Raw genomic sequence first — 25,198 nt, 5'->3', positions numbered from 1 at the left:
GAAGTATACGATGCTCCGTAGTACAGTCTTGCTTGTTTTATCGTCACTCATTTCGACAGGTACCATGGCCAGTGATAAGCCGTTTTCAATTGCGATTCATGGTGGCGCAGGCACCATCTCTAAGGCTAATTTGACACCCGAGCAGCAAAAATCTTATCGCGACAAACTCCAACAAGCCGTCGACGCGGGTTACGATATTCTCGCAAAAGGGGGGGACAGCTTATCAGCCGTTCGTGCATCGATTAATATCCTAGAAAATAGTCCGCTATTTAATGCGGGGCTCGGCGCTGTGTATACCTATGATGGCAGCCACGAGATGGACGCGTCGATTATGGATGGAAAAACCATGAATGCCGGAGCGGTGGCCGGAGTGAAACATATTAAAAATCCAATTGATTTAGCAATGACTGTAATGGAAAAATCTCCTCATGTGATGCTATCTGGCCAAGGTGCAGAGGAATTTGCACTGACTCAGGGTTTTCAATTAGTGCCAGTTAATTCATTTGATACTGAAAGCCGTTATCAGCAGTTAAAGAGTGCTAAAGAGAAAATTCAAAAAGCGGAGTCGAGCCCTGAATATCAAGCAAGCACAGGATTGAGTACAGGCTCTAGTACTGGCCCTAATTCTCACCATAATTATAAACAAAGTGCCCTCGATTATAGCGAGTTTGACTATAAGTTCGGTACTGTGGGCGCAGTAGCCCTAGATCAAAATGGTAATTTAGCGGCAGGAACCTCAACTGGGGGCATGACGGCAAAGCGATTTGGCCGCATTGGAGACTCGCCCATTATAGGTGCTGGCACCTATGCCGAGAACGGTGTTTGCGCCGTGTCGGCAACTGGCCACGGAGAGTACTTTATTCGCTACCATGTGGCGGGGGATATTTGCGCTAAGGTGAAATATCAGAAGAAATCGATTATTCAAGCAGCCGATGAAGTGATTAATCAACGGCTTATTACGGCTGGTGGCACTGGCGGTGTGATCGCCATCGATCAACGCGGCAATATCGCCACGCCCTTTAACACTGAGGGCATGTACCGAGCTACACGAAAAAATAATGAACCTGCGCAAGTGATGATCTGGTCAGATTTATAACCAACTTGTGAACATTCATTTTACTCACTTTATCTATGACGACGCGCACTTAAGTTCACTATTCTGAGCTTGGTGCGCTTTTACACGCTTTAGTATTTTGCCTTAAGCTTTATCATTTTAGACCCAACAAACGAGTTAAATTATTATTTACTAATAAAACTGTTTGTAAGGTTATATAATGAGCGAAATTAAACCTCGCGAATTATCTGATGACGACTGAAAATTCACAAAGCACGATAGCTCAAAAGCCTGATAGAAAGACAGCTATGCTGCACATTATCGAGCAGGTGAAGCTGGAGTTTCCGTTATACGAGTCTGAGACTTTTGTCTGTGGCCCTGACGGTAATTGTCAGGGGTGTCCTAAAAAGTTATTAGAATTAGTCGATACTGAACTCAGTTATTGGGAAGCGGCGATCACTAATGGTCAGATCCCACAATTCGATGACATTCGTCGTTTTGGCAAACTGTGCACTAACGTAAAACGTGGCCTAGTTCGCAACGGTGTATTAGAGAAGTACCAGCAATTGAAAAGTACTGATTTAACCTAGAGCAATACCGCTGTAAAATATTTTAATAAGCTAGGTCGATTGCAAGTCAGTTTTAACCTATCACAAGCATTGAGTTCCAACATAATCACTAACAATAACCTATAGAGTCGTTACCGATTGTGTAACGCTTTTATCTAACTCTTTCAATGCTGCACCCTATCATTGCTAAGTTAATCGAAATCTGTGAAATACATCACGAACATAAATTTGTATGGATCTGAATAACAAGCCAAAATGCCGCGCAATCTCTTTCCCCTAAAATAGCGAATACGCATAAAAGGTTGCACATGAGCAAGAAATTTCTGATCACTTGGGATCAAATGCAAGGTTATACCCGTGAGTTGGCTGAGCGCCTATTACCTGCAGAGCAGTGGACAGGCATTATTGCGGTAAGCCGCGGCGGATTAGTACCTGCGGCTATTCTAGCTCGCGAATTAGGTATTCGTAATGTAGATACCATCTGTATCTCTAGCTACGATCATGATCACCAACGTGAAACTAAAATCATTAAGCAAGCACCAGGCGACGGTGAAGGCTTTATCGTTATTGATGATTTAGTTGATAGTGGTTCGACAGCAAAAATCGTTCGTGAAATTTACCCTAAGGCTAAGTTTGTGACCGTTTGTGCAAAACCTGCCGGTAAGCCATTAGTCGATGATTATATCGTTGATATCGCACAAGACACATGGATTGAGCAGCCTTGGGATACAGGCGTGAGCTTTAGAGAGCCACTTTGTAAGTAATAAATTAGATTTAAATAAAACCGATGCCTAGCCTCGGTTTTTTTGTTTTCAGCCCTAAACCACTTACTTCAGTAGGTGGCTCTTTTACTGTCAGCTCTAATTTTCCCCCCTAAACTAGTGACTCACTTTGAGTGGATTGTTTTTATTGAGATAAGAGTCAGAAGATTGACTGTCAGAGGTTGATGCCAAACTTTTGTCGGTTATAATCGATTGATTGTAAATAAAAATAACCCCCCTTCAGCATTTTCATGCAAGCTCAATTAGTTTTATTAGAAATCTTTGATTACTTAAATGCTATTTAGAGGAAGTGGAGCAATATTATATCAAATATTGCCTATAAAGAGACCTACGACTGTGAAACAGTATTTTTCAATATTAATTACTTGTAGCATAACTATGTTAAGTGGCTGCGTTACACAAAACACCTCCATAACTTCAGGCGATGAAACAACCGCACATCATTGGATTGTGAATCAACAGCATGATTACACTGTCAGTGCTGTTGGTACTGCTGTACGAGATAATGGTACGGAAATGATTGCACAGATTAAGAATTATCTAGATGGTCGCCATTCTGTGAAGCTGGTTGAAAATATTGGTAGTTGTAATGCTAATGAACAAGTACCACATACAGTTGAATCTATTATTTTAGTGGGTCATAAATACATGAGGGTTGTGAGCAATAATTATTGCATGGATGGCGAATTATCTGCTGAATATGTTTTTTCCTCAGGCTTCTCTAAAATTGAAGACCAAAAATTAAATAGCATTACCTATGCTTTATTTAATGGTTTAGAGGTCGCTGGTGTTACTTTTGAATCGACAGGAGTTAAAAAGGTTATCGACGCATTAGTTGAGTCAGATGCAATTCTCAGAAGTGTGAATAAAACATAAGCATTTGATTATTCAATTAAGGGAGATAGTGCTAGTTCCCCGTCGCTATTGATCCTTTCGATTAAGCTTATCGCTTTAATCTCCGCCCTAGTTATTCAATCTTAGCTAAACTAACAATAGAACAACCAAATAGGGGAACGAAATGGATTCAATCAATGTAAAAGAGCACATGGATCGCCATCCTGTATTGTTAACGCCTTCTATGTCGCTAGCGACCGCTGTAGAACAACTGCTAAAGCATACAAAGATTGGCGCACCAGTCGTTGAAGCTGATGGGCAACTAGTGGGATTCTTATCACAACAGGACTGTCTTGCCGTAATGCTGAAAAGTAGCTACCACTGTGACTTAATTGCGATAGTGAAAGATTGTATGCGCACAGATGTGCTCTCTGTCACGCCTGATTCGAGTGTGCTGCAACTGGCTGAGCAGATGCTGGGGCCTAAGCCAAAAATCTATCCTGTGGTCGAAGAGGGTAAGGTGGTAGGTACCATTAGCCGTGCGAACGTACTCGAAGCGATTAACACTTATATGCAGCAGTGTTATCTATCACCCGCTTAATGACAAATTAGCGATTTGTTAGAGTGGTAATTTGATAAGAGTTGATCATGGCGCCAACTCTTATCAAAGAATATCGATATCAAGGCGAAACACCGACTAAAATGCCGTGTTAGGCTTGAGAAGATAAAGTATTTTTAAGACGGCTATACCAACCTCCCGCGTTCCTTGCTAGGATCACTCTCTTTCGTCTTGGCTATGGAATTTGCACTTGAGTTCGCAACAGCATCCTTTATCTAACGCATTCTTAAAATCCTGTTATGAAGCGGACGCCGCTAAAATTAGGCGTCGTCTGTTTAGGCTCAGAAAAGATCCTGACTCAGAAAAGAAAACGGCTACCCTTGAAAGCCTCGAGCTGTTAGCGCTTGAGTCTCGGCAGAAAGTCGAGTTGCGTTTGGCTAACCGCCCTAAAATTACCTATCCCGATAGTTTACCTGTATCGCAAAAGCGCGACGAAATTGCCACCGCGATAGCCGAAAACCAGGTTGTGATTGTGGCGGGTGAAACCGGCTCGGGTAAAACGACTCAGTTGCCTAAAATCTGTCTCGAACTTGGCTTAGGTTCTCGGGGCGTAATTGGCCATACTCAGCCTCGCAGATTAGCCGCGCGCAGTGTTGCCACGCGTATCGCTGAAGAGATGAATACGCCACTAGGCGAAGCTGTTGGCTTTAAAGTCCGCTTTGCCGATGCAATAAACAGTGACTCCTATATCAAGTTAATGACCGACGGTATTTTGCTAGCCGAGTTAACGAATGATAAATACTTAAATCAATACGACGCTATTATTATCGATGAGGCACACGAACGTAGCCTGAATATCGACTTTATCTTGGGTTATTTGAAAAATGTGCTGAATAAGCGCCCTGATCTTAAGGTGATTATTACCTCGGCGACGATCGACGTGGACCGCTTCTCTAAACACTTTAATAATGCCCCTGTGATTGAAGTCTCTGGCCGTACTTATCCGGTAGAGACTCGTTATCGTCCATTGGTGCAAGACCAAGATGAAGATTTAGATCTTGTTGAAGGTATTTTCGCCGCAACCGATGAGCTGATGCAGGAAGGCCTTGGCGACATTCTTATTTTTATGAATGGTGAGCGTGAAATTCGTGACGTCGCCGAGCAGCTTAATCGTCGTCAATATCGCGATACTGAAATTTTACCCTTGTATGCTCGTTTATCTTACGGCGAGCAATCAAAAGTCTTTAGTAGCCATGTAGGCCGCCGCATTGTATTGGCGACCAACGTAGCAGAAACCTCTCTCACGGTACCGGGTATTCGTTATGTCATTGACCCAGGCACGGCGCGCATTAGTCGCTATAGTTACCGTACTAAAGTGCAGCGTTTACCTATTGAGCCAATCTCTCAAGCCAGTGCTAACCAGCGACAAGGGCGTTGTGGTCGTGTTGCTCCGGGTATTTGTATCAGGCTTTATAGTGAAGATGACTTTATCTCTCGTCCTCAGTTTACCGATCCCGAAATTCTTCGCACCAACTTAGCCTCGGTTATTTTGAAGATGTTGTCGATTGGGCTTGGTGATATCGAAGGCTTCCCGTTTATTCAGCCACCTGACTCTCGCTATATTCGAGATGGTTTCTTATTGCTTGAAGAGTTGCAGGCAGTGATCCAAAACAAAGGTCAGCTAAACCTTACTCAGCTGGGTCGTCAGTTGGCACATATTCCCGTGGATCCCCGCCTAGCACGTATGGTGATTGAGGCGCAGCAAAATGGCTGTTTGCATGAAGCCTTAGTGATCACTGCGGGCCTTTCTATTCAAGATCCCCGCGAACGCCCAATGGATAAAAAGCAGGCGGCAGATCAGGCTCATAGTCGCTACACTGACAAAGACTCCGATTTCGTCTCATGGCTTAATCTGTGGGATTATTTAAAGCAGAGCCAGAAAGAGCTGTCCAGCAGCCAATTTAGAAAGCAGTGTAAGACAGAGTTCTTGGCTTATCTGCGCGTTCGTGAATGGCAAGATTTGTACACTCAGCTAAGGCAAGCGACCCATGAGCTTAAATGGAAGCTGAACTCGCCGAGCGAAGAGCTGGACTATGAAGCACTGCACCGCTCGTTACTGACGGGGCTGTTAAGCCATATCGGTTTTAAAGATAAAGACAATGAATACTTAGGCGCCCGTAATCGCAAGTTCTTTGTGTTCCCAGGCTCGCCATTAGCGAAAAAAGGCCCTAAGTGGATTATGGCGGCGGAGCTGACGGAAACCTCGCGTTTGTTTGCTCGCTGCTGCGCCAAAATTCAACCTGAGTGGGTTGAGCCACTGGCGGCGCATCTGGTGAAGAAGAACTATGTTGAGCCACATTTTGAGTCTAAGCTGGGCTCAGTGGTCGCATTAGAGAACCAAGTGCTTTTTGGCCTGCAAATAGTTAATCGACGCAAGGTGCAATACGGTCCCGTTGAGCCTGTTGAAGCGCGAGAGATCTTTATTCGTTCGGCACTGGCAGACGGTGAGCTCAGAACCAATGAAGCCTTTTTTATTAATAACCAAAAGTTATTGCTAGATATTGAGTCGCTTGAACATAAGTCCCGTCGCCGCGATATTTTGGTGGATGAGCAGGCGCTGTATGCGTTTTACGAGCCTAAAATTCCAGATGGGATCTATAACGCGCCTAAGTTTGTAAAGTGGTGGAAAAAAACTAAGCAGACAACGCCTGATTTGCTCGATTTCGAGCGTGAAACCTTGATGCAACGAAGTAGTGACCACATCTCTGCGTTGGATTTTCCTGAGAAATGGCATAAAGGCAACTTAGTCCTTAAGGTGAGTTATCATTTTGAACCATCACTAGCAGATGATGGTGTTTCTGTGCATATTCCTGTGGCACTGATCAACCAAGTCGATGAGCAAGACTTTGATTGGATAGTACCGGGCCTTCGTGAAGAGAAGTGCATTGCACTCATCAAGTCACTGCCTAAGGCACTGCGGCGTAACTTTGTGCCAGCGCCTGATTACGCCAAGGCTTGTTTACAGGCGATGACACCGTTTGAGCTACCTCTTGTCGATGCCATGTGTAAACAGCTGCTGCGTATGAGCGGCACGCGTATTTCGCCAGATGACTTTGACTCGTCACAATTTGCTAAACACCTGTTAGTTAACTTTAAAATTGAAGGCGATAAAGGCAAGTTGTTGGCAGAAGGCCGTGAGCTAGAGCCGTTAAAAGCCAGTATGCAAGGCCAAGTGGTGCAAGCTATTCGAAAGGTTGCGGACTCAGGCATAGAGAAAAAAGGCCTTGAGCAATGGACCTTTGGCGATTTACCAAAGCAGTTTGAGCAGAAGAAAGGTAACTTTGAAGTTAAAGCTTTCCCGGCGCTGGTGGATGATAAAACCAGCGTGTCGATCAAATTATTTGATGATGAATTTGAGGCGCAAAAGCAGCATCGTATCGGCTTACAACGTTTATTGCTGCTTAATATTCCGTCACCGGTAAAGCACTTACAAAAATCCTTACCAAACAAAGCCAAATTAGCGATGTACTTCAACCCATTTGGGCAAGTAAATATTCTCATCGATGATATTTTATCGGCTGCTGTACAACAGCTGCTGGATGAGAAGGGCATAGACGTTCGTTCAGAAACAGCCTTTGCCGAGGCCAAAGACTGGGTAAGGCAGGAGCTTAACCCTACCGCCGAGAAAATCGCCTTAAAGGTCGAAGAGATCTTAACCATCTACAATCGTATTAAGAAGCGCTTGAAGGGCAAAATAAGTCTAGATATCGCTTTTGCGATGAGTGATATTCAAAGCCAATTAGACCAGTTGGTGTTTAAAGGCTTTGTAGAACAATCTGGCTGGCAACGATTAGGCGACCTGAACCGATATCTAAAAGGCATTGAAAACCGTCTAGAAAAGTTACCTGTTGACCCTAACCGAGACCGCTTGCATATGCTTAGCGTCAATAAGGTACAAGAGTTACTGAGGGCACAATTGGCTAAGTTACCTAAGTCTATGCCTGTCCCTGATGTGTTAATTGAAGCTCGCTGGATGATTGAAGAGTATCGGGTGTCCTGTTTTGCCCAGGTGTTAGGTACGGCTTATCCAATCTCAGAAAAGCGAATTTTAAATCAGATAGCTCAAGCATGATGTTGAGCTAGATCTGTTTTAGCACTGAAGAAACGCACGGTTAACGCCGCGCGTTTTTTTAATCATTAAATGATAAAAGTAAAAGATCCACCTTCTGAAGAAGGTGGCTTTGCCCATCTGTTATAAAAGTAGACTCCCTAAAAGGGAGCTTTTCTACCGTGCGTTAACAAGACGCCGTAAATATATCCCTATAGGCTCTACTAAATCATCCCTGATTTAGAAGCTTGTACCGCACTATTAGTAAAGCTCACGTATCACTTGAGTTAATAAGCTATGTTTAAATGAACTTATAAGCCGTGTATCGCATGGATGCTAAGCTCGCCTCCATGGACACTTTCTCTTCAAACAAAAGTCGGCGTGCTTATAAGTCGTTAAACATTGCCTTACTCCGCAATGCTATTGAACGTACTTCAGGCAGAGCCTAATTGATGATAACCACCTACTGAAGTAGGTGGTTTAGGGCTGAAAACAAAAAGTTTGTTTTTCTCTATTAGTTGTCGCAGAGCTCCCCTCCACAATTCTTCATAACCTACCGTTTTGTCGTTTAATAGTGTGATATTTGACCAGCCTTAAAATAAGCTTAATACCTCTTATTGAATATTTTGTTATAAAACCATTCGCATTGTTTGAAATTTAGCCTAGTTTGTTCCATTGTTTAGAATGTTATGAATAGCTTAACAAGTGATTCTATTGATCAATTAATCGGTTTTAATGTTTAAGAAGGGTGATCTTGGTGTTTGTTGTTTAAAAATGATGATCTGGATCAACCTAGGTATGATTTTACCAAATTATAGGTATACATAAGTTTGTTAACTTGTTGATATCATTTTGTGCAAGATGAAAGCACAGAGTTAATGGTTGTAATAGATGGTTGACTTTCTCGCTTTAACATAAATCGATTCACCATAAAAACATGTTAGATAGCCCCACTCGTTGGAGGATTTATGAGTTCCACACCGAATGATGAGAAAAAACTAGAGTTTAGAATATTCATTTTTCTGACTGTATTTCTCGCCCCCCTTTTATCTGTTTTGCTTGTTTCTGGACTCGGCTTTGCAATTTGGTTCAGCCAAATTCTAACCGGCCCACCTGGAGCAGGTTAAACCTATAAAAACAAAAAAATAAATAAGTAGAGTGATAAAGATGAGCAATGAACTTCACGTAACGAGCTTAGTACTTCAAGTACAACCTGAGCAGATGTCAGCAGTAAGGCAAACCATTATTGAGATGGAAAATGCCGAATTGTCGGTAAATAACGAAGTGAAATTGGTCGTAGTGCTAGAAGGCAATAGCCAGAAATCATTAATGACAAGTATCGAAACTATTAATGCCATACCAGGAGTGTTGTCGGCTGCAATGGTTTATCACCAAAGTGAAGTGCTTGAAGAGGGTGAACAATGAAAATGAACAGACGCGAATTTATGAAGGCCAACGCTGCTTTGACTGCAGCGAGTGTCGCTGGCCTAGCCTTACCCGCTACCGCGAGTAACCTGATCACCAGTTCTGAAGAAACAAAACTAGAATGGAACAAGGCGCCGTGTCGTTTTTGCGGTACAGGTTGCTCGGTGATTGTTGCGACACGCGACGGCAAAGTGGTTGCAACACATGGTGATGCAGAAAGTGAAGTGAACAAGGGCCTTAACTGTATCAAGGGCTACTTCCTATCTAAGATCATGTACGGTAAAGATAGACTTCAAACCCCAATGCTACGTATGACAGACGGTAAGTATGACAAGAACGGTGAGTTTACTTCCGTATCTTGGGATACCGCGTTTGATACTATGGCGCAAAAGTGGAAGAAAACCATTAAAGACAAAGGACCAACCGCAATTGGTATGTTTGGTTCTGGTCAGTGGACTGTTTGGGAAGGCTACGCGGCTTCAAAACTGATGAAAGCGGGCTTTGGTTCAAACAATATCGACCCTAACGCTCGTCACTGTATGGCCTCTGCCGTAGGTGGCTTTATGCGTACCTTCGGTATCGACGAGCCAATGGGTTGCTATGATGATATGGAAGCGGCCGATGCATTCGTGCTTTGGGGCTCTAATATGGCAGAGATGCACCCGATCCTTTGGAGCCGTGTGACAGATCGCCGCTTAAGCGCCCCTCATGTGAATGTGGCAGTTCTTTCGACATTTGAACATAGATCGTTCGACCTTGCCGATTTAGGCATCGTATTTACGCCACAGACTGATTTAGCAATGCTGAACTTCGTTGCAAACTACATCATTCAAAACGATAAAGTGAATTGGGACTTTGTTAACAAACACGTTAACTTCCGCAAAGGTGAAACCGATATCGGTTATGGCCTGCGTCCATCTCATCCGCTACAAAAAGCCGCTAAGAACGTCAAAACAGCCGGCGACTCAACACCTATCGACTTTGAGGCATTTAAGAAGTTTGTTGCCGATTACGACGTGAAGTCTGTTAGCAAGCTTTCTGGGGTACCAGAACATAAGCTAATAGAGCTGGCTGAGCTTTATGCCGATCCAAATAAGAAAGTAACCTCTTTCTGGACCATGGGCTTTAATCAGCATACTCGTGGTGTGTGGTGTAACAACCTTATCTACAACATTCACTTGTTAACGGGTAAGATTTCGACTCCGGGTAACAGCCCATTCTCTCTTACTGGTCAGCCTTCGGCTTGTGGTACTGCACGTGAAGTGGGAACCTTCTCACACCGTCTGCCTGCAGACATGGTGGTTAAAAATCCAAAGCATAGAGCGATTGCTGAAAAGATTTGGCGTATTCCAAGTGGCATTATTCCACCAAAGCCTGGTTATCACGCAGTTGAGCAAAACCGTCGTCTAAAAGATGGTGACATCAATGCCTATTGGGTTCAGGTGAACAACAATATGCAGGCCGGTCCTAATATCAACGAAGAAGGCTTGCCGGGTTATCGCAACCCTGAAAACTTCATCGTGGTATCAGATGCTTACCCAACAGTAACCACGCAGGCTGCGGACCTTATTCTGCCAACCGCGATGTGGGTAGAGAAAGAGGGCGCTTATGGTAACGCCGAGCGTCGTACCCAATTCTGGCACCAGATGGTGAAAGCGCCGGGTGAGTCTCGCTCAGATCTTTGGCAGCTAATGGAGTTCTCAAAGCGCTTCACTACTGACGAAGTTTGGCCTGCCGATGTACTTGCTGCAAACCCTGAATTTAAAGGTAAGACACTGTTTGAAGTGCTGTATCAAAACGGCAACGTGGAGAAATTCCCACTGTCAGACAGAAACAGTAAATACATGAATGACGAAGCTGAAGACTTTGGCTTCTATGTTCAAAAAGGTCTATTTGAGGAGTATGCCACCTTCGGTCGTGGTCATGCCCATGATTTGGCACCATTTGATACTTACCATGAGGTTCACGGCCTACGCTGGCCTGTTGTGGATGGCAAAGAAACTAAATGGCGCTTTAAAGAAGGTAGTGATCCCTATGTGAAGGCGGGTTCTGGTTTTGAGTTCTACGGTAAGCCAGACGGTAAAGCGGTTATTTTTGCACTGCCATACGAGCCAGCTGCTGAGTCGCCAGATGATGAGTTTGATATTTGGTTATCGACGGGGCGTGTACTGGAACATTGGCATTCAGGCTCAATGACGCAGCGCGTACCTGAGCTATATCGAGCCTTCCCTGATGCTGTGTGTTTTATGCATCCACAAGATGCCAAACAGCGAGGCTTACGCCGCGGTGATGAAGTACGGGTGATTTCTCGCCGAGGTGAAATTAAGACCCGAGTCGAAACTCGTGGTCGTAACAAGCCGCCAGTGGGATTAGTGTTCGTGCCTTGGTTCGATGCGAGTCAGCTGATTAATAAGGTGACTCTCGATGCAACCGATCCACTGTCTAAGCAGACCGACTTTAAGAAGTGCGCAGTGAAGATCGTCAAGGCATAAGGAGAAATAATAATGAAAACATTAACACGAGTATCTGCAGCTGCTTTGATGAGCTTATCTTTAGCAAGTGCTTTTAGTGTTTCAGCAGAGGTTATTCCAGCTGACAAGATAGCGACGCTACGTGAGGCTCCGCTGAACGTTGAGCCAACGCCACCTGCGATGCAAAAAGTGATTAACTCTGATGTAAAAGAAGTGCGTAACTACCCGATGCAACCACCAGTGATCCCCCATAAGATTGATGGCTATCAGGTTAACTTAAAGGTTAATAAGTGTATGTCTTGTCACGACCGTAGCCGCACGGGTGAGTCACAAGCACCTATGGTGAGCGTGACTCACTATATGGACCGCGAGAACAACTTCCTTGCGACCCTGTCTCCAAGACGTTACTTCTGTACCCAATGCCACGTGCCACAACTAGACGCTAAAATTCTAGTGCCGAATGAGTTTGTGGATATGGACCAGCTAATGAAAGCCGATTCTAATAAGAAAGCACACTAGGAGTAGTTATGATCGCTAAATTACGATCTTTCCTTAAAAAGGTATGGACAGTGCTGAGAAAGCCAAGTGTTCATTACAGCTTAGGCTTTTTAACGCTCGGTGGCTTCGTAGCTGGGGTGATTTTCTGGGGTGGCTTTAACACTGCGTTGACAGTATCTAACACTGAAGCGTTTTGTATTAGCTGTCATGAGATGGAAAATAACGTTTACGAAGAACTTAAAACAACGATTCACTTCACTAACCGCAGTGGTGTGCGAGCGACATGTCCCGATTGTCACGTACCTCATAACTGGACCGATAAGATTGCTCGTAAGATGCAAGCATCGAAAGAAGTGTGGGGTAAGGTGTTCGGTACCATCAATACTCGCGAAAAGTTCGAAGAGAAGCGTCGTGAGCTTGCTGAACATGAGTGGGCGCGTTTAAAAGCCAATGATTCGCTGGAGTGCCGTAACTGTCACAACTTCGATTACATGGACTTTACTCGCCAATCACCACGTGCAGCTAAGATGCACTCAACCTCTCTTGCCAGTGGTGAGAAGACCTGTATCGACTGCCACAAGGGTATTGCCCATCACCTTCCTGATATGAAAGGTGTTGAAGGTTGGTGATCTAATCTTGTCACAATAGCTTGAAACTAAAAAGCCAGCGCATATTGCGCTGGCTTTTGTATTTAAGGTGTCTTGTCCTGAAATGTGTTTACACATTTAGGACTTTATAATGACTACACCAATACCAGCCCGCGTTAAGCGAACACAGCGAGATTATTCGTTAGGCTTTAAATTACAAGTTGTAGCTGCCGTAGAAAAAGGCGATATGACTTATAAACAAGCTCAAACAACCTATGGCATCCAAGGTCGCTCCACGGTACTTACTTGGCTTAGAAAGCACGGTAAGATGGACTGGACTCAACCAGTGAGAATGACTATGCCAAAAACAACTAAAGCTAAAGAAACCCCAGCTCAAAAGATTAAGCGCCTTGAAAAAGAGCTGGAAGATGAGCACTTACGTAATCTATTACTCAATGAAGCCGTTGATATTATTGATGCAGAATATGGAGCTGGCCTTAGAAAAAAGTACTTAGCCAGGGAGCGAGAAGTCTTCAAAAACAGAAAGTAACGAGCTTAAATCGCGCTTGTAAGCTTCTGGGTATAACAAGACAAGCTATCTATCAAAGAGAACGAAGAGCGAATTGTAGAGCAATGGAGTTAGCCCCTGTAAGAGCGATGATACTAGATATCCGTCGGTTTATGCCTCGGATTGGTGGCAAGAAACTCTACTTTTTACTTAAACCTAAGTTCATCGAGAAAGGGATTAAACTTGGGCGCGATAACTTCTTTAGTTACTTGAAAAGTGAAGGCTTGTTAGTCAAACCTAAGCGTAATTATACCAAGACGACTAACAGTAAACATTGGATGAAGAAACATCCAAATTTACTGAAAGAGTTAGTGCCAACAGCACCTGAAGAGGTGTTTGTTAGTGATATAACATATGTGCAATCAGAGCAAGGCATACATTATCTATCATTGGTAACTGACGCGTTCAGTCGTAAAATAATGGGATATGAATTAAGTAATGAAATGAAAGCTACAGACGTAGTCAAAGCGTTAGAAATGACGATAAGTAATCGGCAGTATCAACATCGAGCAGTGCATCACTCAGACAGAGGGTTACAGTATTGCTCTGCCGTTTATCAGTTAGCGTTGCAAAGAAGTGACATCCGCGCATCAATGACCGATGGATATGACTGCTACCAAAACGCACTAGCAGAACGTATAAATGGGATATTAAAGCAAGAGTTTCTATTATCTCCTTGCTGCAACCTTAATGAGTTAAAGCAACTCGTTGAGGAGTCAATTTTTATATACAATGAGCTGAGACCGCACTTAAGCTTGGGTATGAAAACACCTAATCAAGTGCATAAAAAAGACCAGCAGCAGAAGCTACTGGTCTAGTAAAAACCGTCAACCTATTTCAGGACGGGACAAGGCTAAAGACGTTAGTCTTTACTCTAAGCTTTATATCTAGGCTTTTTACATTAACTTTTTAACTGCGCCAAAATATTACCTGAAAGATACTGAGCAAAATTATGTCCATGATTTTGTAGCATCTTAGGGAACATAGATATCTGCGTTTGACCTGGGAATGTGTTGATCTCATTAAGCAAAATTTCATTGTCTTCGGTTAAGAAGAAGTCGATTCTCGATAGGTGACGTAACTTCATCCCCTTAAACGCTTTAATCGCATATTCTTGAATTTGCTTGGCAATTGCCTCATCAACATCAGCTTCAATCACAGTCTGTGCTTGGCTGTTTTCTGCATACTTCTCATCGAAGCTATAGAAAGTATTGCTAGCGCAGATAATTTCACCCGGTTTGGTCGCGATGATTTCACCATCGGCTTCATAGGCGGCTACCTCTAATTCACGGGCGGTAATTGTCTTCTCGATCACCACATATGGCGAGAAGGTAAATGCCTCCTCTAATGAGCTTGCTAGCTGCTCTATGCTATCGACGCGGTAACAACCGACAGATGAGCCCTGTGAGGCGGCTTTAATAAAGATAGACCCCCATTTTGCCAATGCAGCCTCGGCTTGTTCCAAAGATTGCTGATTAAATTCGCTTAAGAAAATATAAGGCGTATTGGGGATCCCAAGAGCGCTAAACCACATCTTAGCGGTGACTTTATTGAAGCAGTTGCTGCTTGATTCTGAGTCACAGCCAAAATAGGGTAGGTTAATCAATTCAAAATAGGACTGGATGTCACCTGTCTCACCTGGGTAGCCGTGAATACAAGGGATCACATAGTCCACATTCCATGGGGCTTTGGTCTCATCATCAAAGCGGAGCTGCTGGCTATTGGTTAGCTCGCAAAGCTCGCCCGCTTGGGTGTGATATTGACCTTTAGCATTGAGTTCAACGCGCAGCACATTAAAGTGTGGCAAAGTGGCGAGTTGCGCTTCAAAAAAGTTGGCCGATAAGAGTGAGATACTGTGCTCATCACCGCCACCACCACACAACAATAATAAATTCTTTTGGGTCATTTTGTCTCCACCTGTTACCCATGATAAAAGTCAGCCGGATCACTATGGCGTAATCACTTTTTAATGCAAGTATTGCCTAGCCGATTTAGCTTAAATGCTGTTTTTATATTCGAGAATTTGCTCTTAATGCGCCTTAATTGGGTATTTTATTCCGCTTTTAGAAGTTAGAAGCTTGAACTTAGCAACTAGAGCTTAACAACTTGAACTTAACAACACTGCTCAACTGTTAAGCCACTAAAAGTGAAAGCTTAGCTAGACAAACCTCAAAAAGTTAATCGCGCCATAAACGTTGCGCCAAGCCCGAGGCTCGCTGGGTTAGACAGCGACTGGCTTGCTCAAACACTCTCTGGCTGCCAAGGCAGGTAAAGTGATGCTTTGCGCGAGTGATGGCGGTATAGACTAACTCTTTAGTTAAGAGCTGTTGCTGTGCGATACTTGGTTTTATCGGTAGCACCAAGGATACATGGTTAAACTCACTACCTTGGCTCTTATGTACAGTCATGGCATAACAGGTCTCATGGCTCGGTAATCGCGCTGGTAGCACCTTAAGTAAGCTGCCGTCGGCCTGAATAAAGTGCGCCATTAAACGACCTGTTTGGCTACTGCTATCGGGTAAAATCAAGCCGATATCACCGTTAAATAAGCCTAGGTTGTAATCATTGCTCTGAATGATGATAGGGCGGCCAGCATAAAACTCTTGCTCCGGATGGATGAGTCCCTTAGCGGCTAGTGCTGTAGTGACACTCTGGTTTATTCCCTCGACGCCATATTCTCCGGCGCGCATGGCACATAAAATACGGTATTGATTAAAGCTGTCGATGATCTTGTCTGCATCGACGTCCCCTTGTGAGATGGCCGCTAGGTACACGCCATATTGCTCAATGGTCTGAACAAGTAGCGCTTCAAGCCCTTTATTAGCTGATGAGCTATTTACTTGCGAACTGCTGCCGTGGGCAGTATTAGCGATAGCATGTTCTATCCAGCATAATTCTTGATAGCCTGTCTGCCAAACCTCGGCGATACGAGGTAAGTTAGAGTGATTGACCGCCGTTGCCAATTGACCAATACCGGCATCCCCCTGAAAGCGGTGGCTGTGCATCAGCATGCATAAGCTATCACCGATTTTTGGATTTGCGCTGGCAAACTCCGCTAAGGAGGTGCTGGTTAACTGGCTCAGTAGCTCAACTTGCGCTGGTGAGTAATGCATCTGCCAGCGACTCTGCTTTGTTTTCTTATTAACTTGTTTTAAACCAGCACAGATATCGGCAAGCACCGCGCCCGCTTCAACTGAGGCGAGCTGATCTTGGTCGCCAAGTAGAATTAATTTAGCATGCTCAGGCAGAGCCGATAGCACCTTGTGCATCATAGGTAAATCAACCATGGAGGCTTCATCTATCACTAACAGATCCAGCCTGAGTGGGTTGTCTTTATGATGCCTAAATTGGTGTGAATTTGGGATCACCCCAAGTAAGCGGTGTAGGGTGGCCGCTTCTTCTGGGATTTTAGCGATGTTTTTTTCGAGATCTGCAGTGCCAATTTGGCTCATCTCACTGGCAAGTCTAAGCTTTGACGCTTTAATCGACTCACTAAGGCGCGCCGCAGCCTTACCCGTTGGGGCGACTAGCCTAATCGTCATCTCCTGCCTTGAGCATAATAAATACAGCAGCTTAGTAACGGTTGTGGTTTTACCCGTACCAGGGCCGCCTGTAATAACGGCTAGCTTTTTTGTCATAGCAGTGGCGGTGGCGATCTTTTGCCAGTCATATTGCTGCTCATTGGCTGGAAATAACTGATTTAATAGTTCACTGGCGCTCGCCAGTTCAGTGTCATCATTAAGACTAGAGTCAACTGGCGCAAAAGAGAGTCGATTCAGATGTTCGGCAACCTGCGTCTCGTAGCTAAAATAACGCTGAAGATACAGGTTACCTTTATCGATTATCAAAGGTTTAAGCTCGGCGTCATCGGCAGTGCCAATGGCGTCAAACTGCAACAACGTTTGTTCAAGCTCATCAATGTTGATATTGATTTGGCATTGGCTGATCTGCTCTTTAAATGGATTGCTGGTATCAATCTGTTTTAGCGGCAGACAGGTATGCTGGCTTGAGAGATACTGACTCACTAAGGAACAAATAAGCGTGAATAACGGCGCAGTTTCTTGATGAAGCTGGGCTAATTGCAGGGCAAAGTGCCGGTCGAGCGAGGTGAGAAGCCGCTGCTCTTGCCACTCTTTGAGTAAATCGTTAATCGGCTTAGTGGTGGTGATCATTTGACCTCCACTTGAGCGTTATTTGACTGTTCAATACTTTGTGCTGTCATCTGGTTCCCGAATAAGGCATCGAGCTTCTCAATTAGTAACTTAGGCGGCTTATCATAAAAGACGCCGGATTGTGGACTGCTTGTCGACATGCCCCGTAAGAAGAGGTAAAAGCTGCCACCGATATGCAGATCGTAATCATAGTTCGCCATTCTAAGCGCCAGATATCGGTGCAGAGCAAGGGTATAGATGATGTATTGCAGATCGTACCTGTGGCTGCGAATGGCGTGTTGCATATTGGCATAATGATATTGACTCAAGTCATCGCCCAAGTGATTCGACTTATAATCGGCAATAAAAAACTGATTATTATGTTCAAAGGTTAAATCCACAAAACCTTTTAACATACCCTGCAATTCGTCAAAACTAAGGCCTGCACTGTAACCAAATTCAGTTAAGAGGCTATTGAGTTTGTCGCAACTAAGGGCGTTGATTGGCAAGTAAAACTCCATCTCAACCAACTTTTGCCCCGCAGTCAGCTGGGCCAGCATTAAGGAGTTATCACTGGCTAACGGCGCATAAAGCAGATCCAGATACCAATCTTTAAGTACCTCAGTCCAGCTCTCGTCTATACCGTATTTTGCCATGGCGATAGGCAGTTGCTGCTCAAGATCTGTTTCGGCTTGGGTAAAATCAATCAGCTCCAGCACTAAGTGCATAAAGCTACCGGCGTTAGCGCCGCGCTCAAAGGTAAAGCGTGATGGCGAGCTATCCACTTCATCTTGGATCACATCGAGCTCAGGGAACTGCTCATCATCCATACCCGGTAGCACTTTTTCATGGGCTAAATGTTTTACGAGGCCTGAGTAACTGCCTACACGCCACGGCGTTAACATAGGCCTGTTTAGTATTTTAGGCGCAAGCTGCTGTTCAGTGGTGTCCTCTTTTTCTAGCACGACTAGTGTTGTGTCACTGTATTCATCTGAACCCGCCGCAGGTAGCTCTGACAGGCTGATGGCCTGAGGATCCTTTTGTTGCAGTAATTGGGCTTGGGCGAGTAGTCGGTCATAATCGCAGGCCTTATCTTCAACGCCCAACAGATAACCTATGGCGGTTTCATGTAATTGACTGCTCATACCCGACTTTTTAGTAAATCGGCTATGATTGGCGATATACAGATAACACTTAAGCACGGGTCTTGTCAGCGCAACATAGAGTAGGCGCAGATCTTCGGCCAAGGTTTCACGCTTTTGTCGATCCCAGCCTTCATCTGTCTGTTCAATATCCCAGATAAGCTGATTGTCATCATGGTAAAGCATGGGGGCAGGTCTTTTACGGTTATCGCGGCTCAGGCTGACAAAGGGCACAAAACAGATAGGGTATTCGAGTCCCTTACTCTTATGAATCGTGACTACTTGGACAAGGTTTTGCTCGCTCTCTAAACGCAGCTGCGCCTCTTCATTTGGCAGGTTTTCAATAAGCGCTTGCTCATACCAGTTGATAAGCGCGCTGCTACCATCGAGCTCGGTGGCTTTTTGCTGCAATAGCTCACCTAGGTGTCTAAAGTCAGTTAAGCGTCTATCTCCCTCTTCACCACTAAGCAAACGCTCGATGATCTGTGTTTGGCTAGCAAGTGTCAGTAGCGCAGGCATTATCCCGCGCTTTAACCAAACTTGATGTAGCTGCGCAAATTGTTCGAGCAGTGTCTGACGCTTATCTTCATCTTGGTTAAAGCTATGGATCGCCTCGGCGCTATAACCGAGCAATGAGGTGGCTAGAGCACTTCTTAATGCGCGCTCATCTTTAGGATCGGCCATCGCATACAGCACTAGCGCAAGCTCTCTGGCTTCTAAAGTGTTAAATACGCTATCTCGGCTTAAGAATACCGAGCCAATTTGACGCTCACTTAATGCAGCTCGGACCACATTGGCTTCGTGTCTGTCTCTGACCAAGATTGCAATATCTTTGGCTCTAAGTGGCTTGGTGCCAATCGCACAAAGATTTTGCTGTGCATCAATTAACAGCCTCGCAATTTCATCGGCCACATCATCGGCGATTAACTGTCTGGCCGTGGTCTTATTGAGCCCTTTTTCAGCTTCTTCACTTAATAGCCTTAACCTGAGAGCGCTGCTGTCTGCTGCTCTTTCATTAAGCACTTTCTTGTCAGCAAAGCTTGATGCTTTTACTGGCTCGAAGGGGATAGATTGGCTGATAAAGGGATCGTCTCTGTGGTTGAAGATCCCGTTGACCGCATCCACCATCTGCCTGTTAGAGCGATAGTTGGTATCTAGGTTATAGTGTTTAGCCGTTTGGGCGCGAGCCTGAATATAAGTATGAATGTCGGCGCCGCGAAAGGCGTAGATCGCCTGTTTGGGATCGCCAATCATTAGCAGGCTGAGTTTGTCGTTTGGCGTTTTATCACCATTAGCTGCTGTACTTTTAGAGCCACTGCTTTGATAGATAGCGTTAAAGATCTCAAACTGCAATGGGTCAGTATCTTGGAACTCGTCAATTAACGCCACCGGAAAGCGTTGGGCGATACTGCTGGCTAAGCGATTATCTTGGCTGACGTTAAGTGCTTTAGCCAGTGTTAGCAGCAGATCATCTGGGGTCAGCAGGTTACGCTCAAGCTTTTGCTTGGCAAAACGTGAGGCGATGCCATCTCTTGCACAATACAGAAAGCTCGGAATAAGGTTTGCGATAAGTTGTGCCAGTCTTTCGATATGATCCAGCATAGGCGCTTGCTGCGCCGTGGGCACTTCACCGCCTTTATTTAACTTAAGCTCGTTAAGCGATAGGGCTTCAAGTACTTTTGCTGGTGGCAGAGCCTGACCGAAGGCGACCCAGTTATCGAGATCATCGAGCATCTTAGCCAGTTTCGGGTAGCCGTCAGCTTTCTTGCCAAAACGTGCGCCGTTGAGCGGCAAGGCGTGTAACAAGGTTTCGGTTTGTTCGCGCTCTCTAGGCCAGATAAGTTTAAAGCGGCTTAGACTCTGGCTTAGTTCAGCCTCAAGTTTTTCAAAGGCTTGAGGTTTTGGACTGGCGACAGCGCTGCTGGCACCAAGAAGCGGCCTGAGCTGACGAGAAAGGGTATCGGGATCGCTAAATTTACTGATAATCGCATCGGCTAAGCAGCCTGTTAACGGGTAGCATCTCTCGCGCCAGAAATCCCGTACCGCATGGTGCAGGAACTCGCTATCATCTAGGGTAAACTCTGACTCAAATAGCAAGGATGACTCGAACGCCATATCCGCCAGTATGCGCTGACAAAAACCGTGAATAGTGAAAATAGCCGCCTCATCGAGGGATTTTAACGCCAAGTCTAGACGTTTACGGGCGATAGGCAGGCTTGCTTCAGGCGTGGCTTGATAGAGAGAGTTAATCAGTTCATCGTCCACTTCAAGGCCGATAAAACAGCGATACGCCAGCTGAATTTTCTTACGAATACGGTCTCTAAGTTCACCCGTTGCGGCGTTGGTAAAGGTCACCACCAAAATTTGCTCGCAGGTGAGCGGCGCTTCAATACCATGACCGAGTAGTAAGCGCACATAGAGTCCGGCAATGGTAAAGGTTTTACCTGTACCGGCGCTGGCCTCGATTAAACGGCTACCGCCAAAGGGAAGGGTTAGGGTATCTAACGCTTCGGTGACGATATTGGCACTTAACTGGCTACTGGCTGAAGTTGTCATATTTACTGTTTGGTTCTCACGGTTTTCGTCACTCATTTCAGTTAGCCTCGCCTAGTGCATCAGTTAGATCCACTGTATCTAGACCGGCCTCGACGAAGCTGGCCAACTCACTGAGTTTGTCTTTATGATACAAGCTTAAAAGTGGCTCAAGTAAACGGGTTGCCGTTTTAGCGAAGGTTTGCTCACTAAAGTCTTCAGGGAAACGGTATAGACGCTGAAAGTGGGGCTCTAAGCCTTCACCTAATTGACTCTGTTCATCGAGCCATTGTGATTGCGCCTCGAGAAGTTTCTGTCTGTGACTTCCTTCTGCTTCCACATAGGCCATAGCGGTACGCGGCATAAACATTAATGGCTGCACTTGACCGAGTTTAAAGCAGCTGATCCATTGCTTTAGCTGAGTCTTTGCTTGCTTAGGCGTGATTGGCGCATAGGCATGGAAATGGCCAATATCGAGCAGATAACTGACCATGTTGGTGTTTGCTACGACTGAGTCACTTTGCGCCTGAACTTGGGTGCGGCTTCCCATGGCGCATAGACAAAGGTGACGTAAATAGACACGAATTAAATCCCGGCCATTGGCGGTGCCGGGGCGGTAGTTAACCAAGCCTTTTGCACTTAAGTCATCGATACGGCCAACAAGGTTCAGGGCTAAACGATTATCAAGTTCGTTATTACTGTTATCATCAAGGTCAACATCTGTTTCATCGAATAACAGGTCGATGTCAACCGAATGAGAAGCTTCGCCTTTTAGGTATAAACAGCGGCCGATAAGCGGCTTAATATCATGTAGATACTGATTTAAAATCAGGTCGTCAAAGGGCTTTAATGGTAAGTTACCTTGCGCCTTTAATCGCTCAAGTAGCGCTTGTTCTGGTCGCTCTTCACCGTTGCCGATAGCGTTATCTAGCAGTGTTGCCTGTAGCTTATAGCGCTCTAGTGCATTGAGGCTGAAGGGCTCGTCATTATCATCTGCCTGAATATCCAGTCCCAGATCAACCTTTAAACTTCGATTAAAAAAGTATTGTGCAGGGTTTCTAAAGAAACGGATCAGTGCCGATAGTTCCAGCTCTTCGGTTTCTATGCCGTCTATTGTTTCAGCATGTGCCTTTTCACTGAAAGGCAGTAGTTGAGCGTTGTGGCCGATAAAGCCGTTATAGCTGTTGCGAAATGCCGTAAAGGTATCGCTTGACTGAGCGCCCTGCGGACACCACTGAGCGGAGTAGCTTTGTTGTAGTTTAGGAGCGGCACTATCTTGGCTCTTTAGGCTGTTTTGTGCGCTATAAAGTCGCGGATCAAAGGGTTGTAGAGGCTGCTTGCGGATCAGGTGCTTTGCTACGCCTTTCTCTATCTTTTCGATAAGTTGCTGTGATGCGTTGCCATCGGCCTCAAGCTCATGAGTGCTTGCTTGTTGTTCAAGATCATGTGGTAGATAAACCAACTGACAATACTCAATAAGCTCAGATACCAACATAGATGGGATCCGCTCTGAGTCATCGCGTTCACTATTACCGATATAGCTGATGTAGAGCTGCTCGCGAGCCGATAGGATAGCCTCAAGAAACAGATATCGGTCGTCTAATCGACGCGAGCGGTCACCTTTTCTCGGCCCCATTTGCGCCACAAGATCGAAGCCAACGGGATGCTGAACACGTGGATATACGCCATCGTTCATACCTAATAAACACACAAGTTTAAAAGGAATAGAGCGCATAGGCATCAAGGTGCAGAAGTTAACACTACCGGCAAGATAACGCTGGCCTACTCGAGATTCTGATAAGCGGCTGTTAAACCAATTCTGGATCACCTCTATGGTTAGAGGCGTAGTGTGGCCTGCTTCGGTAAGCTCCTCGTTGAGTTTAACGATGGCCTCACGGATCTCTTGTCGCTGGACAATCTCGTCATCGTCGACTTCATAAAAATCTTCGAGGATAGCTTCGAGCTGCGTCATGCGCTCACTTAAGCTGCAGACTTGAGCGAGTGAGTGATGCACGTGATCGAGTGCTTCGATAAAGTCGAGCAATTTACCTAATGCCTGCGCCGTTTGTCCCTCTACGCCATTCACCGATAATCGCTCTTGATAAAGTGGCGCGTCATCGCTAAAGCTATAGCCTAAAATTAAGCGTTTAATACCAAAGGCCCAAGAGTTTTGTTCAAATGCGGGCAGTTGAAACTCAGTGCGGCTGGTCTCATCTCGTCCCCAGCGAACTCCGGCTTGATCTAACCAGCGCTTTATTACCGCGAGACTCTCATCGTCGAGTTCGAAACGGCGAAGCACCGCTGGGACCTCTAAAATGCTGATAATATCAGTCAGGCCAAAGCGGCTCTGATTGATTTTTAATAGGTGTAGAAAACTGGCGATAAGCGGCGATTCTTGAGCGGCGCCGCGATCGGCAATCGCATAGGGAATATAGTGACCGCCCTGTTTTGCGCCAAAGACCGCGTCAATATAGGGAGCATAAGCCGCGACATCAGGCATCATGATCACGATATCTTTTGGCGCCAGCGGTGTTTCACCATTTGCAAGTTGTTCATCTGTGAGAGGACGAGATAACATCTCTAGCAGATGGTCGTGTAGGGTTTCAACTTCACGTAGCGGGCTGTGACAGCTGCGAACCGTGATCGAGTCATCGGAATCAGTAATGACTCGTCTTCCATCTAAGCTTAAGTACAGCGCGGCATCGGGCCCTAGACTCTGGCCTCGTGTGGTCAGCTCTAAGATGTCATATTGCACACCATTTAGCATGGTTTGGGTACTAGGCGCTTGATAGTAATCAAGATCGAATGCGGTATGCTCCTCGGGCAGCTCTAACAGCAAGTCGAGCAGCTCACGGCCCATCTTGCCATTGTTGGCAAGCAGTGGGTTACCCACTTCAAGTTTATCTTCCCATTCTACTTCCAATTTGTGTTTATCGGCGTATTGCAGCGCCATACGTGCGCGCAGACGCGGATCGACAATATCCCCCCAATAGTGCTGACAGGGACTCAAATTGAGCATTATCACGTCGATGCGCTTGGCTAAATAATGCAAGACATCGAGTGTTTGTGGCGCCATTGAGGAGATCCCAAACACGAATAAGCGCCTAGGTAGCGCCTCTAGGCTAGTATTAGGATCATCGAGAGCATCAAACAGTGCTTGGTGTAAGTTAGCGCGGTGATAGCGACTTTTTCCTAAGGTGTTGGCATTAAAATCGATGAGCGCGCGCCAGAGAATGGGCTGCCAGGCTTGAGCAGGGCTAAGCTTATCGCCTTTAGGCGGCAAGGTAGGCTCGTTCGCCTCCCAGGCGCTGATCCAATCAGGGCGGTACACAAGATATTGGTCGAAAATATCGGCAATTTGGCCACAGAGCTGATATAGCTTAAGTGGATTTTGCTCGCTCTCACCTTGGTCTTCACTCTCTTGTGTCTCTTCGCTATCACCACTTAATGAGAACGAGTCAGCTAGGGTATCGTCAGAGTCAGCGGGTTTGACAACACTTTCTTGGCTAGCGTTACCATTGTTGAGGTAATTTGCCAGTGGGGCAAAATCTTCATCGTCGATAAGTGTGGGCAGCAGCTCCATCAGCTTCCAAGTCATTGCCGCCTTAGTGAAGGCGTTCTCTTTAGGCACATCTTCTAATAGGGTATGACACAACTGCCAGATGAAACTTGATGGCAGTGGAAACTCAAGGCCGGCAGCGATGTTATTTTGTCTTGCTATCTCTAATCTTAACCAGGTAGACATGCCCGGACTCTGCACCAAAATATGCTCTGGCATTAATAATGGGCTGTTAGGCAATGGCGTGCGTAATTCATTAGCTAAAAGCTTAGATAACGCTTCCATTTGGTTTGATTGCACTAGATATAGCATGGCGGTCCTTTAACAACGATGCAGTCGAATGGGCAGGGAGGCTGCCA

At 45.3% G+C, this 25,198-nt stretch carries 16 protein-coding genes; 12 read left to right on the top strand and 4 right to left on the bottom strand.

Annotated features, from left to right (window positions below; translation table 11 throughout):
* Positions 1-10 precede the first annotated feature (10 nt).
* The 12 genes from SPEA_RS12895 (at position 11) to SPEA_RS22775 (ending at position 14,273) form a co-directional block, all read left to right on the top strand.
* Positions 11-1,096, top strand: a complete 1,086-nt coding sequence (locus SPEA_RS12895) for an isoaspartyl peptidase/L-asparaginase family protein (RefSeq protein ID WP_012155667.1) — start codon at positions 11-13, stop codon at positions 1,094-1,096.
* Between the two features lie 209 nt (positions 1,097-1,305).
* Positions 1,306-1,644, top strand: coding sequence for a hypothetical protein (locus tag SPEA_RS12890; protein ID WP_012155666.1), 339 nt, complete (start codon positions 1,306-1,308; stop codon positions 1,642-1,644).
* Between the two features lie 287 nt (positions 1,645-1,931).
* Positions 1,932-2,387, top strand: coding sequence for a xanthine phosphoribosyltransferase (gene gpt / locus SPEA_RS12885; RefSeq protein WP_012155665.1), 456 nt, complete (start codon positions 1,932-1,934; stop codon positions 2,385-2,387).
* Between the two features lie 354 nt (positions 2,388-2,741).
* The gene (locus SPEA_RS12880; RefSeq protein WP_150102231.1) at positions 2,742-3,281 is read left to right on the top strand and encodes a hypothetical protein; all 540 of its coding nucleotides are present in this window, start codon (positions 2,742-2,744) and stop codon (positions 3,279-3,281) included.
* A gap of 142 nt (positions 3,282-3,423) precedes the next feature.
* Positions 3,424-3,840: a CBS domain-containing protein gene (locus SPEA_RS12875; RefSeq protein ID WP_012155663.1), complete on the top strand. Its 417-nt coding sequence runs from the start codon at positions 3,424-3,426 to the stop codon at positions 3,838-3,840.
* 208 nt (positions 3,841-4,048) lie between these two features.
* Positions 4,049-7,930 (top strand): ATP-dependent RNA helicase HrpA, encoded by a 3,882-nt coding sequence (hrpA, locus tag SPEA_RS12870; protein WP_190272071.1) that lies wholly within the window; start codon positions 4,049-4,051, stop codon positions 7,928-7,930.
* A gap of 944 nt (positions 7,931-8,874) precedes the next feature.
* Positions 8,875-9,033 (top strand): periplasmic nitrate reductase, NapE protein, encoded by a 159-nt coding sequence (locus tag SPEA_RS12865; protein WP_012155661.1) that lies wholly within the window; start codon positions 8,875-8,877, stop codon positions 9,031-9,033.
* 40 nt (positions 9,034-9,073) lie between these two features.
* A complete protein-coding gene (locus SPEA_RS12860) occupies positions 9,074-9,331 on the top strand; it encodes a chaperone NapD (RefSeq protein ID WP_012155660.1) in 258 nt (85 codons plus the stop codon).
* A gap of 2 nt (positions 9,332-9,333) precedes the next feature.
* Positions 9,334-11,823 carry a nitrate reductase catalytic subunit NapA gene (gene napA / locus SPEA_RS12855; RefSeq protein WP_012155659.1) on the top strand — a complete coding sequence of 830 codons (2,490 nt, stop codon included), beginning with the start codon at positions 9,334-9,336 and terminating at the stop codon, positions 11,821-11,823.
* Between the two features lie 12 nt (positions 11,824-11,835).
* Complete coding sequence (locus SPEA_RS12850) at positions 11,836-12,321, top strand: nitrate reductase cytochrome c-type subunit (protein WP_012155658.1); 486 nt, start codon at positions 11,836-11,838, stop codon at positions 12,319-12,321.
* Positions 12,322-12,329: 8 nt separating this feature from the next.
* Entirely contained in the window at positions 12,330-12,929 is a 600-nt protein-coding gene (locus SPEA_RS12845) for a cytochrome c3 family protein (protein ID WP_012155657.1), read from the top strand.
* A 109-nt stretch (positions 12,930-13,038) separates the two neighbouring features.
* A protein-coding gene (locus tag SPEA_RS22775) for an IS3-like element ISSpe1 family transposase (RefSeq protein WP_086024287.1) occupies positions 13,039-14,273 on the top strand; the annotation gives its coding sequence in 2 pieces (ribosomal slippage) (positions 13,039-13,396 and positions 13,396-14,273; 1,236 coding nt in all).
* Positions 14,274-14,356: 83 nt separating this feature from the next.
* Here SPEA_RS22775 and SPEA_RS12830 read toward each other — a convergent pair.
* From SPEA_RS12830 to recC, 4 genes are all read right to left on the bottom strand, one after another.
* Positions 14,357-15,361: a D-alanine--D-alanine ligase gene (locus SPEA_RS12830; protein ID WP_012155656.1), complete on the bottom strand. Its 1,005-nt coding sequence runs from the start codon at positions 15,359-15,361 to the stop codon at positions 14,357-14,359.
* 271 nt (positions 15,362-15,632) lie between these two features.
* Positions 15,633-17,627, bottom strand: a complete 1,995-nt coding sequence (gene recD / locus SPEA_RS12825; RefSeq protein WP_012155655.1) for an exodeoxyribonuclease V subunit alpha — start codon at positions 17,625-17,627, stop codon at positions 15,633-15,635.
* Positions 17,624-21,304 (bottom strand): exodeoxyribonuclease V subunit beta, encoded by a 3,681-nt coding sequence (recB, locus tag SPEA_RS12820; protein ID WP_049768006.1) that lies wholly within the window; start codon positions 21,302-21,304, stop codon positions 17,624-17,626. Before recB ends, recD begins: the two co-directional genes overlap by 4 nt.
* A gap of 37 nt (positions 21,305-21,341) precedes the next feature.
* Positions 21,342-25,151: an exodeoxyribonuclease V subunit gamma gene (gene recC, locus SPEA_RS12815; protein ID WP_012155653.1), complete on the bottom strand. Its 3,810-nt coding sequence runs from the start codon at positions 25,149-25,151 to the stop codon at positions 21,342-21,344.
* Between the last annotated feature and the right edge of the window lie 47 nt (positions 25,152-25,198).

Origin of the sequence: Shewanella pealeana ATCC 700345 (assembly GCF_000018285.1) — a bacterium.
Lineage (GTDB): Bacteria > Pseudomonadota > Gammaproteobacteria > Enterobacterales > Shewanellaceae > Shewanella > Shewanella pealeana.
Note: the sequence above shows the minus strand (reverse complement) of the source record. Positions and strands in the feature narration are given on the sequence as shown.